At 29.2% G+C, this 17,675-nt stretch carries 12 protein-coding genes, 1 tRNA gene and 1 pseudogene; 3 read left to right on the top strand and 11 right to left on the bottom strand.

The genetic code is table 11. From position 1 onward, the window contains the following. The first annotated feature begins 255 nt into the window (after positions 1–255). Positions 256–2,676: a phenylalanine--tRNA ligase subunit beta gene (gene pheT / locus ACHRVL_RS09600; protein WP_395412212.1), complete on the top strand. Its 2,421-nt coding sequence runs from the start codon at positions 256–258 to the stop codon at positions 2,674–2,676. A gap of 78 nt (positions 2,677–2,754) precedes the next feature. On the opposite strand, the gene ACHRVL_RS09595 is transcribed toward pheT, so the two are convergent. Then, positions 2,755–3,267 carry an adenine phosphoribosyltransferase gene (locus ACHRVL_RS09595; protein WP_370432043.1) on the bottom strand — a complete coding sequence of 171 codons (513 nt, stop codon included), beginning with the start codon at positions 3,265–3,267 and terminating at the stop codon, positions 2,755–2,757. Between the two features lie 115 nt (positions 3,268–3,382). Here ACHRVL_RS09595 and ACHRVL_RS09590 point away from each other — a divergent pair. Then, positions 3,383–3,456 (top strand) — tRNA-Arg (locus ACHRVL_RS09590). Between the two features lie 311 nt (positions 3,457–3,767). Here the strand turns inward: ACHRVL_RS09590 and ACHRVL_RS09585 are convergent. The 10 genes from ACHRVL_RS09585 to ACHRVL_RS09540 all read right to left on the bottom strand — a co-directional run bounded on the left by ACHRVL_RS09585 (position 3,768) and on the right by ACHRVL_RS09540 (position 17,243). Continuing rightward, a complete protein-coding gene (locus ACHRVL_RS09585) occupies positions 3,768–4,361 on the bottom strand; it encodes a hypothetical protein (RefSeq protein ID WP_395412209.1) in 594 nt (197 codons plus the stop codon). A gap of 140 nt (positions 4,362–4,501) precedes the next feature. After that, on the bottom strand, positions 4,502–8,119 hold the full coding sequence (locus ACHRVL_RS09580) for an Eco57I restriction-modification methylase domain-containing protein (protein ID WP_395412207.1): 3,618 nt from the start codon (positions 8,117–8,119) through the stop codon (positions 4,502–4,504). A gap of 87 nt (positions 8,120–8,206) precedes the next feature. Continuing rightward, positions 8,207–10,618 carry a hypothetical protein gene (locus ACHRVL_RS09575; RefSeq protein WP_395412206.1) on the bottom strand — a complete coding sequence of 804 codons (2,412 nt, stop codon included), beginning with the start codon at positions 10,616–10,618 and terminating at the stop codon, positions 8,207–8,209. Between the two features lie 130 nt (positions 10,619–10,748). Beyond that, positions 10,749–11,027 (bottom strand): helix-turn-helix domain-containing protein, encoded by a 279-nt coding sequence (locus ACHRVL_RS09570; RefSeq protein ID WP_395412204.1) that lies wholly within the window; start codon positions 11,025–11,027, stop codon positions 10,749–10,751. Between the two features lie 81 nt (positions 11,028–11,108). After that, on the bottom strand, positions 11,109–12,809 hold the full coding sequence (locus tag ACHRVL_RS09565; protein ID WP_395412203.1) for a hypothetical protein: 1,701 nt from the start codon (positions 12,807–12,809) through the stop codon (positions 11,109–11,111). A 49-nt stretch (positions 12,810–12,858) separates the two neighbouring features. After that, positions 12,859–14,205 carry a tyrosine-type recombinase/integrase gene (locus tag ACHRVL_RS09560; protein WP_395412201.1) on the bottom strand — a complete coding sequence of 449 codons (1,347 nt, stop codon included), beginning with the start codon at positions 14,203–14,205 and terminating at the stop codon, positions 12,859–12,861. A gap of 185 nt (positions 14,206–14,390) precedes the next feature. After that, positions 14,391–15,929, bottom strand: coding sequence for a recombinase family protein (locus ACHRVL_RS09555; protein ID WP_395412199.1), 1,539 nt, complete (start codon positions 15,927–15,929; stop codon positions 14,391–14,393). After that, entirely contained in the window at positions 15,926–16,090 is a 165-nt protein-coding gene (locus ACHRVL_RS09550; protein ID WP_395412196.1) for a hypothetical protein, read from the bottom strand. Before ACHRVL_RS09550 ends, ACHRVL_RS09555 begins: the two co-directional genes overlap by 4 nt. A 60-nt stretch (positions 16,091–16,150) precedes the next feature. Beyond that, positions 16,151–16,435, bottom strand: a complete 285-nt coding sequence (locus ACHRVL_RS09545; protein ID WP_395412194.1) for a hypothetical protein — start codon at positions 16,433–16,435, stop codon at positions 16,151–16,153. Positions 16,436–16,439: 4 nt separating this feature from the next. Beyond that, positions 16,440–17,243, bottom strand: coding sequence for a hypothetical protein (locus ACHRVL_RS09540; RefSeq protein WP_395412191.1), 804 nt, complete (start codon positions 17,241–17,243; stop codon positions 16,440–16,442). 232 nt (positions 17,244–17,475) lie between these two features. On the opposite strand from ACHRVL_RS09540, the pseudogene ACHRVL_RS09535 reads away from it, so the two are divergent. Further along, positions 17,476–17,675 (top strand): annotated as a pseudogene (locus ACHRVL_RS09535) (IS21 family transposase); the annotation flags it as partial.

Raw genomic sequence — 17,675 nt, 5'->3', positions numbered from 1 at the left:
GTATCAAATTTAGTTTCATAATTAGAAACAGAATAGCATTATTCATTCATCTAATAGCACAAAAATCACACATTCATTTTTTTATCTAATTTTTAATGAATTTTTATTAAAAAATTAATACTAAATATGATTTTATACTGATCGCTAGTCATTTAATTTAAAAAAAGTCTTACTCGAAAAAACCAAATAAATTGTTTCTTACTACAATGCGCAATTCTTATATTTGTAACCTCATACAAGAATAATAAAGCTAACATGAAAATATCTTACAACTGGTTAAAACAATTCATTAAAACAGATTGGACATCTGCAGAAACTTCAGAATTACTGACAGATTTAGGTCTTGAGGTTGAAGTTGTCGAAAAATACCAATCTATTAAAGGCGGTTTAGAAGGGGTTGTTGTAGGACACGTACTTACTTGCGAAAAACACCCTGATGCCGACAGATTAAAAGTTACAACTGTAAATATTGGTTTAGAAACACCTATACAAATTGTTTGCGGTGCTGCAAATGTTGCTGCAGGACAAAAAGTTCCGGTTGCGACTATTGGAACTGTTTTATACGATAAAGACGGTGGTGATTTTACTATTAAAAAAGGTAAGATTCGCGGACAGGAAAGTCATGGAATGATTTGCGCCGAAGATGAGTTAGGTCTTGGTACTGGTCATGACGGAATTATGATTTTAGACGATAAATTAGTTCCAGGAACTCCAGCTGCCGAAGTTTTTCAAATTACAAATGATGAAGTCTTTGAAATTGGATTAACTCCAAATCGTGCTGATGCGATGAGTCATTTTGGTACTGCGCGTGATTTAAGAGCAGGAATGCTGCAGCGTGGCGTAAATATAGAATTGATTACACCTTCTGTAAGTAATTTTAGAGTAGATATGCGTACGCTTAAAATTGATGTTAATGTCGAAGAACCTCTTTTGGCTCCTAGATATTGCGGTGTAACGATTTCTGGAATTACGGTTCAAGAATCGCCAAGCTGGTTACAAGATCGATTAAAAGCTATTGGTTTAACTCCAAAAAACAATATTGTAGACGTTACTAATTATGTATTACATGAATTAGGACAGCCTTTACATGCATTTGACGCGGCAAAAATTAACGGAAAAGTTATTGTAAAAACACTTCCTGAGGGAACAAAATTTACAACTTTAGACGATGTTGAAAGAACATTGCATAAAGAGGATTTGATGATTTGCGACGAAAAAGGACCGCTTTGTATCGCAGGAGTTTTTGGAGGTAAAAAATCTGGTGTATCTGAAGGTACAACAACTATATTCCTAGAGAGTGCTTATTTTGATGCTGTAAGTGTTCGTAAAACAGCAAAAAGACACCAATTGAATACTGATGCTTCTTTTAGATTTGAAAGAGGCATTGATCCAACTATTACAGAATATGCTTTGAAACGCGCAGCGCTTTTAATTCAAGAAGTGGCGGGCGGAAAAATAACTTCGGATGTTATAGAAGTTTATCCTAAAAAAGTAGAAGACTTTGCTGTTGTGTTGAATTTCAGCCATGTTTCAAAAATTATCGGACAGGAGATTCCAAAAGATACTATCAAAAAAATATTAGTTTCTTTAGATATTAAAGTAAATAGTGTTTCTGATTCTGGTTTAGGACTTACTATTCCTGCTTATCGTGTAGACGTTCAGCGTGAAATTGATGTAATCGAAGAAATTCTAAGAGTTTACGGTTACAATAATATTAATTTCTCTAAGAAATTTAATGCGACGGTTGCAAATTCGCCAAGAACCGAAGATTATAAAGTACAAAATACAATTGCTTCACAATTGAATTCACAAGGTTTTCATGAAATGATGGCAAACTCTTTAACAACAGCTTCATATGCAAAATTATCGACTGTTTTAAAAGAAGAGCATAATGTATTAATGCTAAACCCATTAAGCAGTGATTTAGCAGCATTACGCCAATCTTTATTGTTTTCTGGGCTTGAAGCTGTTTCTTACAATATTAACAGACGCAATTCTGATTTGAAATTATTTGAATTCGGAAAAACATATCATAAGTTTTTAAGCGGTTACGAAGAGCACAAACATTTGACTTTATTAATCTCTGGAAACAGAAACAAAGAGTCTTGGACAAATCCGCAAAAAGGAACTGACTTTTTCTTATTGAAAGGATATGTAAAAGGTATATTGGCACGTTTAGGAATTGAAAAAATCTCGAATGCACCAGTACAGTCAGATGTGTTCTCTGAAGGAACTGCAATTACTTATAATAATGATGTATTAGTAGAAGCCGGAGTAATTAAGAAATCTATTTTAAAGCACTTTGGAATAAAACAAGATGTGTATTATGCCGATTTTAACTGGAATTTAATTTTGAAAATCATTACTGGAAAAATTAAATACACTGAGATTCCTAAATACCCTGAAGTACGTAGAGATTTAGCCTTGTTGATTGATAAAAATACAACGTACGAAAGTATTTTTAACTTGGCAAAGCAAACGGAAAAAACACTTTTAAAAGACATTAATTTATTTGATGTTTATGAAGGCCAAAAACTTCCAGAAGGTAAAAAGTCGTATGCTCTGAGCTTTACGATTCAAGACAATACTAAAACGCTTACTGATGCTCAGATTGATAAAATCATGTCTAAATTGCAACAGGCTTTTGAAACTGAACTTGGAGCAAGTTTAAGATAAAAAAGCCTTAGAAATAATAAATCCCAATTCTGAATTAATTTTAGAATTGGGATTTTTTTATTCAATACCTTTTAGCGCTTAATAAGTAATCGCAGAAAAGATTGGATAGTCTTTAATTTTTTCACGACCATTTAGAAAAGACAACTCCATTAAAAAATTGCATTGTACAATTTCACCGCCCAGCTTTTCTACAAGTTCACAAACTGCTTTTGCGGTTCCTCCTGTTGCTAAAACATCATCATGAATCAAAATGCGTTCTCCCTTCTTTATAGCGTCTGTATGCATCTCTAAATTATCAGAACCATATTCGAGTTCATAAGAGGCCGAAATCGTCTCATATGGTAGTTTATTTGGCTTTCTTACCGGAATAAAGCCAGCGTTTAATTCCTGCGCTAATAACATACCAAAGAAAAACCCGCGGCTCTCTGCTCCTACCACTTTATCAATTTTTTGATCTTTTAATGATTTTACTAAAATTTCAAGGCATTCTTTTCTTGCAATTGGGTCATTTAGCAGTGGAGTGATATCTTTAAATAAAATTCCTTTTTTTGGAAAGTCCTGTATATCACGTATATAATTTTTAATCTGCATTTTTTTTTATTTTTATGTTATTTTTCTCTTGTATATCTCACATTTATGTCTATCTTTGCACCCGCAATAAGCAATCAACAAAGCTACAAAAAATTAGCTAATTGATAATAAAAAAGGCCTCGTGGCGCAACTGAATAGCGCATCTGATTACGGCTCAGAAGGTTACTGGTTTGAATCCAGTCGAGGTCACAAAGAAAATCCTTAAACATACTGATAATCAGGAGTTTAAGGATTTTTTATTTTAATATTTGTACGATTTTTGTATTGTTGACTTATTTAACTCTCAAATTTTTGAAAAAAATTGATTAATCAAATAATACATAAGCATTACAGATAGTGCAAAATAAAATCATTTAAAATCATTAATGAATTAATGATATTTTTTAACGGTAAGATTACGGTAAGGCTTAACCCTAATGTTACCCTAATGATTAAACTTGAAAAAATTGATTAATCAAAAGTCTATTTTAATCTACTTTAGATTACTACTTTGAACTACTTTAGTAGTTTCCCATCAATAATCTTTCAATCGTTCCTACTGGGAAACTATCTGCTTTAAGTATTTTATTATTTAATCTTTTGTAGCGTTTTGTTTCCTTACCGTTGTAATGCGTTTTAAAGTGTTTTTTATAACGTTCCTCATATACATTATCTGAAAGGTAACAAGCCTCAAAAATTTTACCTAAATCTCTGCTTTTTTTACTTTCTAATTGTTTTTGATACATCAAACCGTTAAAAGCTTCACGATGCAAAAAATAACCACTATGCAAATATAATTTTCTGCAATGTTTTTTAGTGCTTGGACAAACAAAATATAAAACCTCTCCTTTGCCTAAATTTGACGGTTTACTAATTATCTTGACTTTATAATTTTTAGGCTCTCCATTTACTGAATAATCTAAAATAGCAAACATTTCAAAATCATTCTTTGTAACTTTTAGACCAATATTTGAATGTGGTGTTCCGTTCCTACTCCAACTAACTGTACCGGATTTAGTACCGTTATAAGTTAAGTAGTCCCATTCTTTGAGTTTCTTTATTGATAAATACAAACAGTCTTCAACTGTTGCTGGATAATTAGCGTAACGTCCCATAGAGAATAACCTAAATTATTAAGGAATAAATGATTTGTTTTCTATAACTAATTTACGAAAAATTAATCTAATTAACTAAAAACAAGTTATTTATAATACGATTAATCTAATTCAAAACACTACATAAATAAGTACTTCAATTAACTATTTTCGACAATTTGTATTTCGTCAGGTTTTAAGCCATATAACACATACACCATAGCATCTATTTCTTTTTCTAGAGTTGTTGTATCTGCTTCTGGGTTTTCTTGTTTTAAGGCTAATATTTGGTTGACTTTATTAATTAACTTTACATCATTTGAATTGCAAAGAGGAGAATTTCTTAAATAAATAGGCTTAATTTCATAATCAAGAAACCTTACAGAATATATCCAGTTAAATAATTTTGAATTTAAAACTCCTAATAAGCCTTCTAAACTATTTTCATCTTTAGAAATAATATTAGAGAGCCTATTTAAATTATAACAGTTATTATTATCAATAGTAGAAACTATGCGCACTTTCATTGAAATATTCCTTGTTCTTACAACCAATATTTTTGGTCTATTAAAAAATTTCTCGTCAGGTAGTGAACGACCTAATTTACCTTTACTTCTAACAAATTCTTTATCATACATAATAAAACCTTTAGTTTTAACTTTACCATATTTAACAGGGATTCCTGTGCCAGGCACCATTGGGTGATATTTTTCATTAATTTTAGATTCAGAAGTCAGTTCATCTTTAATATAGCCTGTATTGATTCCTACACCAATGTCATACTTTGTGTCGATAAATGGAAAGGTTTTAAAAAGTTTGTCAATCAATGCATATTCTTTTCCGTCTAATAAATAATCAAAAATAAACCCATCATTATTAGTGAACCTTGATTGTTCGATTGTTTTTGACTTCGTATTATAGATTTCTTTAGGTTCGGAAGGTGTTTTTACATCTATCAAATTATTACTCTCTTTAGCTTTCTTTAAAATATAAACTACTGAATCGACTGTAGCTTCTTCAAAAACGTTTGGACCTAAAGGTATTAACTGCACTATTTGTGAGCTTTTTAAAATAAATTCTCTTGTTTTAGAAAATGAATTTTGTAAAATGAAGGAAGAATTAGTTATAAAAGAATGAAATGAATTTACCTTTTGTATTTTCAAAGAAAGTTCAATGAAAAATTTATATAAATCAAAGTTACCACTTGTTGCAAAAAAAATAGCTTTAAAATAATTTTTGTAGCTATCAAAATCAGCATTTCTGTATACATAAGGAGGATTTCCAATTACAACATCAAAACCTAAATAGTTTCCATTATCATCCAACACTTCAGGAAATTCAAAACGCCATTCAAATGCATTATTATAAATAGCATTATTTATAGTGTCTTCTTTTTCTTGTACAAACTTATCGGCATCGGCTTTTAGTTTTTTTAGTTTGTCTTTTTCTGCTTTTTTAATTTTTTCGCCAAAAAGTGCTAAATTATCTAGTCGTTGTTTTTCGTTTTCATAGGTACCTACTGCTTTAGATACTTTGTCGATAAATTTATTGTCTAGTGTACTTTTAAAGTTGTTTTTTACTTCGTTTATTATTTCTAATACTTGGTATTTTTCCTCTTTACTGTTGGAGTTTTTATAATCGTTTACTGCTTTTTTATAATTGGTAAAATTGTATTTTACTTCTTTTCCTTTAAAGGCATCTTTTAAATCGTCTTGCAAATTAAAACGGCTTATTAAGGAGTTACCACATTTAATGTTAATATCTATATTTGGTAAGGTATGTAGCTGTTTCTTCTCTGTATAATAAGCGTTTTTTAATAACTCTATCCACAAACGTAAACGACATATTTTTACTGAATTTGGGTTAATATCTACACCAAATAAACAATTTTCTATAAGGATTTGTTTTTCTTCAAAGAGTGTTTTTTGTATACGAGCGCTTTCTGTATCATTAGGGTTGTATTCAAATAAATACCCGTTCGCATCTGATATGTATAGTTCGTCGTTTTCTATTTGTATATCAATTCGTAATGGTATCCCTTTTTCGTCTACTAATATGCCTAATTCATTTTTAATGACAATTAATTCATTAAGTGCAGATACTAAAAAGTGACCTGAACCTACTGCGGGGTCGCAAATGCGTAAACTATTTATGAGTGTATTGAATCGTTTAGAATCGTCGGGTTTAAAAAAACGTGATGTATATGCTTTTACATCTTCAAATGTCTCTATGGTATCATTTTCTTTTTCTTTGAATTTTTGCACTACTGTTCTACGTATGGTTTCTTTACACATATACATAGTTATGTATGCAGGTGTATAAAATGAACCATCTTTGTACCCGTTTATTTTTTCGAATATTAAACCTAATACAGATGCATTGATTAATGTTTTTGTTTCCTTTCCTTCAACTATTCCTTCTGTTCCATCAGTAGCAAAGTCATAAGCATCAAGAAATTTAAAAAGATAGTCTAATGTTTTTAGGTTGCCTTTAATTTTTTTACCATTAACATCTTTCAAAACAGTACTTGGATGAACTGTCATTTCATCATCTTTTAATGCTGAAATTGTGAAAGTCAAATCTTCCATACTACCAGCCTCTACAGAAAATAAAGAACTATTTAGATAAGGAATATATTTATAAGTTTCAGCAAATTTTTCATGTCTTTCATCATAAGGTTTTGCTAATGCTGAAAAAAACAAATCGTTCAAGGCATCAAAACCATTGATAAAATTACTATGCAAAAATTTGTATTCTTTTGCTCCTTTGTGATAGGTTGCTAATTGTGATTCTAAAAGCTTAAGAAAAAGAATTCTATTTATCCAAGTCAAACATAATTCTAAACCAACATTGAAAGCTTTATTGTCCTGAATTCCTATTAAATTTACTTTTCTTAGATAATCCTTATCTTCAAGTGTAAAAATGGTGTTTTCTAGTAGTGATGCGTAATCTCTTGATTTAGAATCTTTTCTTTGAATTACTTTTTTACCGCCATCAACTACTTCTTCTAAACCAATAATGTGTAATAATTCGTTATAGAAGTTTTTGTTTAATTGGTTGCTGTCGTTTCCAAAACTATGTCCTAATAAATGAACATTAGAAAATATTTTAAAGTAAGTGTTTAGTTTATTATCATCTAAAGTGTTTAGGTTTGTAGTGCTAAAATCTAAATGCACAAATGGCAATTCTTCTTTAACTTCTTCGATATATTTTTTAGCAATTTCAGTATAAAACAATTCATTTTTAGTGGTATCTTTTAAACCATCTCTAAATGCTTCATATTCTTTTATTAATGATTTGTTTTTATAAAAATAATTGTAAAAATCTTCTGCTTTAAACAAAAACCATTCGTAGCCATTTGTGGCAATCAAATGCTTTAAATTATTGTTTTTTCGATCTAGACGCTCTCTTAAGTAATATAGCAGTAATTCTTGTAATGCTTTTTTATTGAGATTATTTTCTGTAATAAACTCTACTTTATTACTTGGTTTTTTTGCTTCTATAATTACACCAATATCTGATTTTGCAGTGCTGTCTAAATATATTGCTAAATCTATTCTTTCTTTCGTGTTTATATAATTGTCTTTGTAAAATGTGTTTAGAAAGAAATCTTTAAAGTGGGATTTTATATGTTCTTCACTTTCACCTTTTTCATCACTTAATTTTACTGCTTCTATACACACTTTTAATTTTTCTATAAAAGTGGTAACATCATTCCTTAAGGGTTTGTGTTTTCTATACGCTGGATTTAGTGCCTTTCTAGTGCTAATTTTATTCATAAAAAGATAATTATTTACAATTCGTAAATGTATAAATATAATAATGTTATCACATCTTTTTTTATAAAAGGAATAGTTTAATTAAAATTAGAATTTATCAAAATCAAACTCGGGAAATATTATATTTCGATTTGGTTTAATTACTGGCTTTATAGCTTCGGCACTTTTACTTACTTTATGATATTTTAAATATTCTTTAAAAAATGGTTCGCCTTTATAAAATGCTTCTTCAGGAGAAATGCAATTAAAAACACTTTTACTTAAATCAGTATCAAAACTGTTTTCAATATCCAAATTAAATGCAACTTCTTTAGTTGGCATTGCATTATATAAATACTCAAAACAATTTACTCCAGCATCAATATCGTTAATTTTAATTTTTGAAATTTCTTGTATCAATTCAAATTTTAACTGGTTTTGAATTTCTGTATCGGTTTGAATTTCCAATTCTGATATTGCTCCAGCAATCTTGCATAAAATCAAAAATAATTGATGTATTGATTGTTTGCTTTCTTGGTTTATTTCAAATGTTTGTAACCTCTTTATAGTATCATTATTAAAGACGTTACAAACTTTTGGTTTTCTTGGTTTATAAAAACTCCCAGTACATAACATATTGAATTTCTTAATTATAGCATACGTCAATAAATTGTTTCGTTTATGCCCTACCATTGTATTCTCACTCAAAAAACTGTAATCATTATTTTGAATTCGTTCACGAATTAAATCTACTAAATCTTTATAATTCAGTAAAATGTTAACCTCTTTTATTGCTTTGTTTTTTTCGTTTAAAAAATCAATATTTTTTTTGAATTGTGGTTTTCCAACAATATCAAAATCACGTTTTCTAAAGTTCTTTAAATCCAAACCATTGCTATTGTATTTAATCAATCGCAAATAAGTTGCTCTAACATTAAAAACATAATTACTTTGTCTTCTTATGTGCTTTAATATTAATTCAAGTTCTAAAGGCTTTATTTTACGTTTATTCAAATGAAATAAAACATCTAACATATTTTGACAAAGTGAAATAAAAATTTGATTTGGATTGCCAACAAATTGTTTATGATAATAGATAAATCTTTCACTTAAAGTGATTACTTCTTCTTTTATTTCTTCAATAAAATCATTGTAGTTATTTAGATTAAAGCCAGCACTTATGTACTCAAAATTATCAATGTATATAATAAAAGTATCTGTTTTACCTTTAATTTTAGGTTTTTTGAAATCGTGTTTAGTTACCATATTTAAGCCACTTGGCAAACTATTAATGTAAGCATACGGCAATCGCTTGTCTGATAAATAGAAGTTTTCTTTTATTACTGGTCTGTTAAGTTCTTTCAAACCAAAATCGCAATTTGGGTCAACTCTTAAAATTTGCGGTTTTGTTTTGTCATCTATAAAAAGTAGTGCATCGTGAAGCCGTGCGCCACGCTGTAAATTATTAATGCTTATGAAATTATTTATTGCATTTTCTTCCTGTTCAGTCATAAACGAAATAAATTTATATTTTTCGTTATGCGTAAAATATAGCAAATCTGTACTTTGTTTGTCTGTATAACCACAATCCAAGAAAAATGCTTTTGTAAACTCTTTACTTTTATACTTACCACTATTACAAATAGTATTAAACAAAATCTTTGCTTCACTCCTTTTTATGCGTTTTGTAAGCATTAAATTATTATAAATGTCATCTTTTAAATTTGCTCCAGTTTCAATGTCTAAAAATGTAGGGAATGCGCTTTTTATGTCGCATTCGATTAACTTAAACGGTGCTAATGGTCTTAATTGTCTTGACGTTTTAGGCAATGGATTATATTCTCTATGGTCTTTAACTGAAATATTAAAATGCGAAGTTGATAATTTCAATTCTTTACATATTAAAAACAAAATACCGTAATACCATTGACTAACTAAAGTAAAGCCATTAATCGGTATTGATTTTGACTTTCTACTATCAACATCACTATACTTTTTATCTAAATAATTTCGATCAAAATTATACTTTTCAATAGGTAGCTTTTCTCCAGTATTTATGTAGTGATTAACATAATCTATATGCTGGTGATGTCCAAAATATTGAGAATTAAAAAACCAAGCACTTTGTATTATTAGCCAGCAATGTTTGAATAATGGCGCATCAACTAATGAATAGAACTTTTCATCTAATTCATAAATTGCCGTATAGGTTGTTAAATTATTAGCATCAATAAACCCTTTAACCATTTCAATTGTATAGTACTTGTCTTTTATTTTATACGTGAAAATTTCACTATAAAAATAAGCCATAGCCAAAAGTGTAATTTCTGAAAACGATACACCAAAACCGCTTTTATTGTCGCCTTTCATATTGTTTAAAGCGTCCAAAAAATCAGTTTCGATATTCTTTGAAATACGGTTTTGAATATCAGTTTTTAAATTAGAATTATTATAAAAATCTAACTTAATCCATTCAGCAATATAAGTTTTGGGTACGGCTTTATTGTTTGCCGTTTCCATAGCTTATATTTTTATAAATACACTTGAAACAATACTATAAATGATTTGCTTAAAAGCACTAAAAACCTTAAATTTGTTTTGCTTTAATACCTCAAAATAAGGACTTTGTAAAGATCTACTTTGCATAGTCCTATTTTTTTAAAGGAATTAAACATTCCAATAATTCCGCTTTTTTGTAGTATCTGCGGTTTCCAATTCCATAGGCTATAACTTTGCCTTTATTTGTCCAGTGCCATAACGTGCTACTATCAATTTGCAAATAGTCGCACGTTTGTTCTCGGGTTAGTAACTCATCAGGATTATGAGTATTTGTGGTTGCTTTTTTTTGCTCTAAAAATTCAAGTGTTTTTAAAGCAATTTTTTCAGTTAAATCATCTACTGAAATTGGTGTTAAAATTAAATTGTGCATCTTTTTATCTTTAAAAGTTTACACAAACCACGTGAGGTATTTTAAGGGGTATTTTTTAGGTACGTACCCCGAAGTACCCAGTTATTTTGAATTATATTTATCTTGTATGTAATTACTAATTAATAGACTGTTATTTGATAATCTAATAATTTCATTTTTCCATTCTTTACTAAAGGCTTTTGAAATTAATCTTTCGTTGTTTAAGTCAATTTTTATAAATTCTCTGTAAAAACTTTGTCCAGTAGTTCCCGTTTTTTCTCTTCCGATTTTTTCAATTTCACTTTTTACAAAAGTTCCTTCAATACTTTTTGGAGGTTGTTGTCCATTTGCACTTAACTCAATCCAATACAGCAAAGCATACCATTTTTCTGCAATTTTTTTTCGTTTACCTTTATTAGGTTTATCGTTTGTATTTTGTTGAGGTTCTTTAATTATAAAATCATAAATTTCAAAGTAAGGTTCTACAATTAGTCTAAATTCCGCTATCAGTTCCTTTATAATCTCATTTGATTTATTTCTCTCTAATACGAAAAACATTCTTTTTAACAGATATTTTTTATCTGAAATATTATATCTAGCTTCTTTTAAAATAACATTTGGTAGCATTCGAAATCTCATTGGCAAACAACCTAAATCCTTTTCGATTTCAATATTTTCAACTAATTTGACAATTGCTTTTTCAAACTCTGTTATTAGCAATTCATTATTAATATCCTGTTCCCAATAATCCGTCTTTGGTTTTTCTTTTGATTCTATTTTGCTTATAGCATCATTATACCAATTCATAAATGAAGCCTTTAAAACATCACTATTGACACTTAAAATTCCGAAGCCGTACATTATTGCTTTCTTGGTAAAATTTAACCAATTTAAACTATTATTAGGTGTGTACTCATTGTATAAGTTATATTGACTTTCAATGTAATTTATAAACTCACTCTCTTTTGTGAGAGTTCTTAATTTACTGTAAAAATGTAAGCCGTTTGAATGTAGTAAACTATTTACAGCTTTTTCAAAATCTATTTTTGTTTCAAAGTTATTTTCTAAATCTCTATATCTTTTTTGTATGTAGTCTTTGTGAATATCACTAAAATAATAAAGTCCTTTATTAAAAACCAGTTCGTTAAATATTTGGTCTTTGACTGCTTCTTTAATATAGCTAACTTTATGTTGCTCTTTCGGTTTATTTAAAATAAAATTTGGAATTTCAAATGCATTATGTCCATCTTTAAATAATGTAATTGCTTCAAACAAATCATTAACCTCTAAAGGCTTAGATTCAAAATTATCAAATTCATTTTCACTTGTTTCCTTAAAAAAATCAAATAATTCTTTAAATACTTCATCTAAATCAGAAAAAAAGAATGTCTGAAAATAATCACAAGCTGTCTTTGTTCTAAATTCAAAATATTTATTTTTAAATTCAAAAATTTCTGCAACATCATCATTATCAAAATCTCTTTTTAAATTTGAAATTTCCTCGATGTTATTATTCCATAACGATTCTGTTCTATTCCAATCACAAATTTTTAATTCGTTTACCTTTGATTCTATTGGCTTAGTAATATTATTTACAATTATATCAAATTTTATAATTAATTCTTTTTGTAACTCATCATGCTCAATTTTATCTTTAAAGTTATTTTGAGGCTTTAAAACGTTTCTTTTAGCTTTCAAACCATAAACTTCATTAATTATAGTTTCATACTGTTTGAAATTATCAATATTAGAATGTAAAAATTCAACGAAATTAAATAGTGCTTTTATTTTTTCTGTAATCATATTTTTGTATTTAATTTTAAAAGAATGAATGTTTAAACAAACTTTTATGCTAAAAATAATTAGTTATTTCCATTGCTAAATCTTTATTGCTTTTACCTAAATAATTTAAAAACATCGCTTCGGTACTATGTCCAGTAACATTAATTAAATAAGTGGTTGGTATAGTTCCGTAAAAATTTGTTGCAAATGAACGTCTGCCAATATGCGAAGTTATTAATTCCCATTTTTTAAACATTCCAATTTCTTTGCGATACTGCTTAACCTCATCTTTATTTTTGGTTTTCTTTTGGGCTTTGTCTTCTTGGTTTAAATCTGTTAATTTACTGCCTTTAATTTCATCAGTTAATCCAGCTATACGGCAAACTTGTTTTATAAATAAATTATACTTCGGGTCTGAAATAGGTTTAGGAAATTCATTACTTCTTTTTTCTAAAATTTCGATTACTTTCGGGTGTAATGCAACCGTCATAACTTTATTGGTTTTGACTTGTGTAAACTCAATAAATGGCTTCAAATCGCCTTGTTTATTTTTTTCGTATCTAATCATTGATTTATCAAAACGCATAAAATCTGATATTCTTTGTCCTGTATAGCAACTAATAATTAGCCAATCTTTGGCATTATCATAATTATCATTTAAACGTCTTTTGTCAATGTTCTCAATCTTTGTAAGTTCCTCAAAGGTTAAATAAATCTTTTCTGTTTTGTGTTGAGGTGTTTTAATTTTATCTAATTGGTGGCTGGTAGTAATACCGTTATGCTTTGCGTGATTACAAACTGTTTTAATAGTTCTTAAATCCTTTGAAATAGTATTTAAAGCATAATTGTTTTTTAAACAATAATTTTCAAAATCCATTTTGAATTTATCGTTTATATCAGAAATTTTAATTTTGTAATTTAATGTTTTTTGATAACGCTCTAATAAGTGTTTTGAAACATTGTATTTTTTTTGAGTACCAATTGTTATTTCATTTTTTTTGACTTCCATAAAATAATCAAAGTACTTTAAAAGTTCCGTTGGTAGTTGTTCCGCTTCCTTTGGTGGGTTGTAATAAAAATCAATTTGAGTTTGCAACCATTCTTTGTTTACCTCATCAGGATTAACAGAATTGAAAATTTTTAAAATGTAATTTTCAATCTTATTAAGTTCTGTATTTACTTCTAAACGTCTATTTAAAATATCAGGGTCTTTTGAGCCTTTGATTTTGATTTCTTTAATGCCCTTTTCTTTGTTTGCTTTAATTTCAGCGTGATGTCCAAACCAATTTAAGTAATCAATTTCAAACTTTGTATTTGCTCCAATAACAAAATCAGTATCATTGAAACGATACAATAAACGTAAATGCAAATTTGCTTTGTCTTTAGTTGAGCGATACAAAAAATTAACCGTTGCCATATTATAGAGTATTTGAATAATACAAATATAATTATTTTGTACGGTATTTGTACGGTAAAATGAAAATTACATCAAACTATTGCAAAGTAAATCAAAATGAAAATTTTTATAAAGTATTGATTTTATTGATATTTTAGAGTAATTTTACATAAAATGTTAGTGTAATTGATTTTGTATTTTTGCAACTATTGTAGTTCAGTCGAGGTCACTTCTCGGGACAAAAGATAAAAATCATCTTTTGTCCCGTTTTTTTTTGCTTTTAACTGTTTGTTAATGAGATAAATAGATTCTACTATTTTGTTCACTCTAGCGGTTTGTACTTTATTTTCGTGAATTGTGAAATTTTCGGGGTAAACTAAACCTATTAGGCTTCTTGCATCAGATAAATCCCTTTTCAAATAAGAATCATTAAGCTTGATAAGATTGTCAACTCCCTTTATCAGTAGCTCTTCAATACTATGTTTATCTTTAGTGACTGTTGATAGCTCGCGTTCAAGGTTTGCAATTCGTGCACCATAGTCATCTTTCATCAGCTTATAATCATCAGCTTCAATTTTTGATGTTAATAGAAGATCTCTTGCATTACTTAATCTTAGTTCAAAATCTTTTATCTGTTCTACAAGTCTTCTTTTCTGTTCGCCGGCGTTATTTGCAAGATCACGATGCGTCTCATACAAAATCGAGCTGTACAATTTTTTAACTTCAGCTATAGGTTGATACTTATTAAGATCTTCAATAAACAGCTCGTTAGCGATTTCTGAGTTAATTCTAAACTTACACTGCGATTCACAGTGGTAATAATTATAGTATTTGTGTCTGCCTTTACATTTACTTCCTTGTAGCTTCTTCTGGCACTTTGGACAGATAAAAAAGCCTCTTAATGGGAAATCAACAACAGTTTTAATTTTAGGTCTGTAAAGGCGTGATTTTCCATCTAGGATATCCTGTACATTATAAAAAAGCCCTTCGGAAATAAGTGCCTCATGCTGTCCTGTAACAAATCTACTTTCTTCATCTTTATATTTCGGTATAAATATTTTACCGCAATAGACAGGATTTCTTATCAAGCCCCACATGTTATTTTTAGTTCTTTTAAATCCTCTCCTGCACGCCATATGATATATTTGCTCTGTATTGAATATTCCTTTAGCCAGTTCTTCAAAAATCCAGCGCATAACCGAGGCGGCAGGTTCTACAAGTGCAATATATTTACTTCCATCTTCTTTGGATTTATTTGCATATCCAAACGGCGCAATCCCCATATATCTTCCTTCTTTTTTTGCTCTTCTCATTCCATGAAAAGTATTTAAAGCTCTACGATCGTTTTCAACTTCAGGAGCTGCTAGGTAAAAAGCCAGCATCATTTTATTTTCTGGAATTGCCAAATCAAGAGGTTGCTCAATCGCCTGAGGTTCTACACCTAACTTTCTCAATAAGCTTATCATCTGATAGGCATCTCCTGCGTTTCTGCTAAAACGATCCCATTTGGTAAACAAGACTAGATCAGTTGTATTTTTTTGCTTTTTTAAACTAAGTAAAAGTTTATTCCATTGCGGTCTGTTAAACGTTTTAGCGGAGTGATCCTCATAAATAGCGTTACGTACTTCAATGTAATTTATTGCACAATATTTCCTTAAAACTTCTTCCTGATTTCTCTGCGAATAACCTTTCTCTGCTTGTTCGTCCGTGCTTACACGTATGTATAAATCTGCTATAATACTCATGACTCCAAAAATTTAGATACGGCTACATGAGCCATTTTTCGTAAAAATAGCAAAATTTCAGTTGCTTCTTCAATTGTAACATTCATACCCTCAGAGTTTAACATATTCATAGCTTTCTCTGGGGTTATTCTCCCTCTTGTGTTTTCCTCTTCATCTTCCATCTCTAAAATATTTTATATAAAAAAAAGCCCTATTACGGGCCTTTAATTTTTTTTAATCCATTACTCAAAAAAATAAATCTTACTCCCTTGTGTTTTCTTAAATGATCGTTCGTATTTTATATAACCATAATTACTCAACTCCTGAATACATTTATGATAGGTGTAAGCTGATAAAATTTTAGCCAAAGGAGTTATTTCATATCTATAGACCTGTATAGGATTTACAAAACCTTTCGCAACTCTATATTGAAGCAAAGCGGCATAAAGCGCAATGTGTGTTGTGCTTATGCGGAAATCTTTTTCAATAGCTAAAAAGAAATCGGATAAAGGTTTTAAATTTTCCATGTAACTATAAAGATTTAGCTTTGCCTTTTCTTTGAGATCTTTTTTTTTCTACTTCAGCCGGCTCATCTGAAACAGATTCCTTTCTCTGGCTAAAGTCCTTACTAGTAGATTTACCTTGAGTTTCTTTTTGTTTCTCATCTTTGCTCTCGCGATGATTAATCCTTTGTAAATTGCCGTCATATACATTTACAGTTTTAAATTGCGGATTTGCCTCTATATACTGTTTGCTTTCAACTCCATTAACAACAAACGTTACAGACTGAAGATTTCCTTTTTTTAGTGAATTTAAAAGATCTTCTTTATACTTGGGTGTTTCAAGTTCCTTTATAGAATGCTTTGCTAAACATGCTTCCAGATCGTATCCGTAATTTTGATGGTAATGATTTATTTTAAAGTTGGAATTACTCTCAGATTCTTTAAAGTCAATTTTGATCCAAGAATTATACACTTCGCCCTCTTTAGTTTTAAGGTCCTTATTTACAGAACGTCCCTCCATTAAATTATAGGCTTCTTTAAGGGTGATATTGCTGCTGTTGCTATTAATATAGAAAGTCTGTTCTAATCCTTCTTTTGATTCTTCCTTTTTAAGATTTACATGATAAGAGTTAAAAAAGTACAAATCACTTTGGTCAGATTTTTTAAAATTCAATTCGGCAGTCATTGAATCTTTTCCATAAACACCTTCTTTTATAATCTTAAACTCTGTCTCTCCTTTTAGCATCTTTTCTTTCAGATCCTGATCGAACGTTTCTCCAAATCCAGTATATTTTAACTGATCTTTTAGGAATTCTAAATTTTTCTGATTCATGATAAATTATTTTAAAGTTATTATTCTTTTAAAAACTATTAAGAACATCAAGATTGGAAAAAGCGGTCAAATTGACCATACCTTTTCAGTCTAAAGTGACCACCCGATTCGGAGCAAACTGATCACCTAATTTCAATTTAAACTGAGCACCTGTTTTCGTTGCAAAGTGACCACCAAAAAACTACTTCTTTTTCATGTTGTTTAACCATGGCTCTGTATAAAACTACAGACTATGGCAAATAATACAATAGACATGAATAAAATTAGAAAAGTAATTAAATTACATTGTGGTGGTAAGAGCAAATTGTTTATTAGCAAGTATTTGTCTCTTTCCAGAAATACAGTAAAGAAATACATCTCTTTATTTGAAGTACTTGGATTAAGCCTTGAATCGATTAATCAAAAAACAGATGCAGAATTAGACACACTTTT

Origin of the sequence: Flavobacterium sp. FlaQc-28, assembly GCF_044007415.1 — a bacterium.
Classification (GTDB): Bacteria; Bacteroidota; Bacteroidia; order Flavobacteriales; family Flavobacteriaceae; genus Flavobacterium.
Note: the sequence above shows the minus strand (reverse complement) of the source record. Positions and strands in the feature narration are given on the sequence as shown.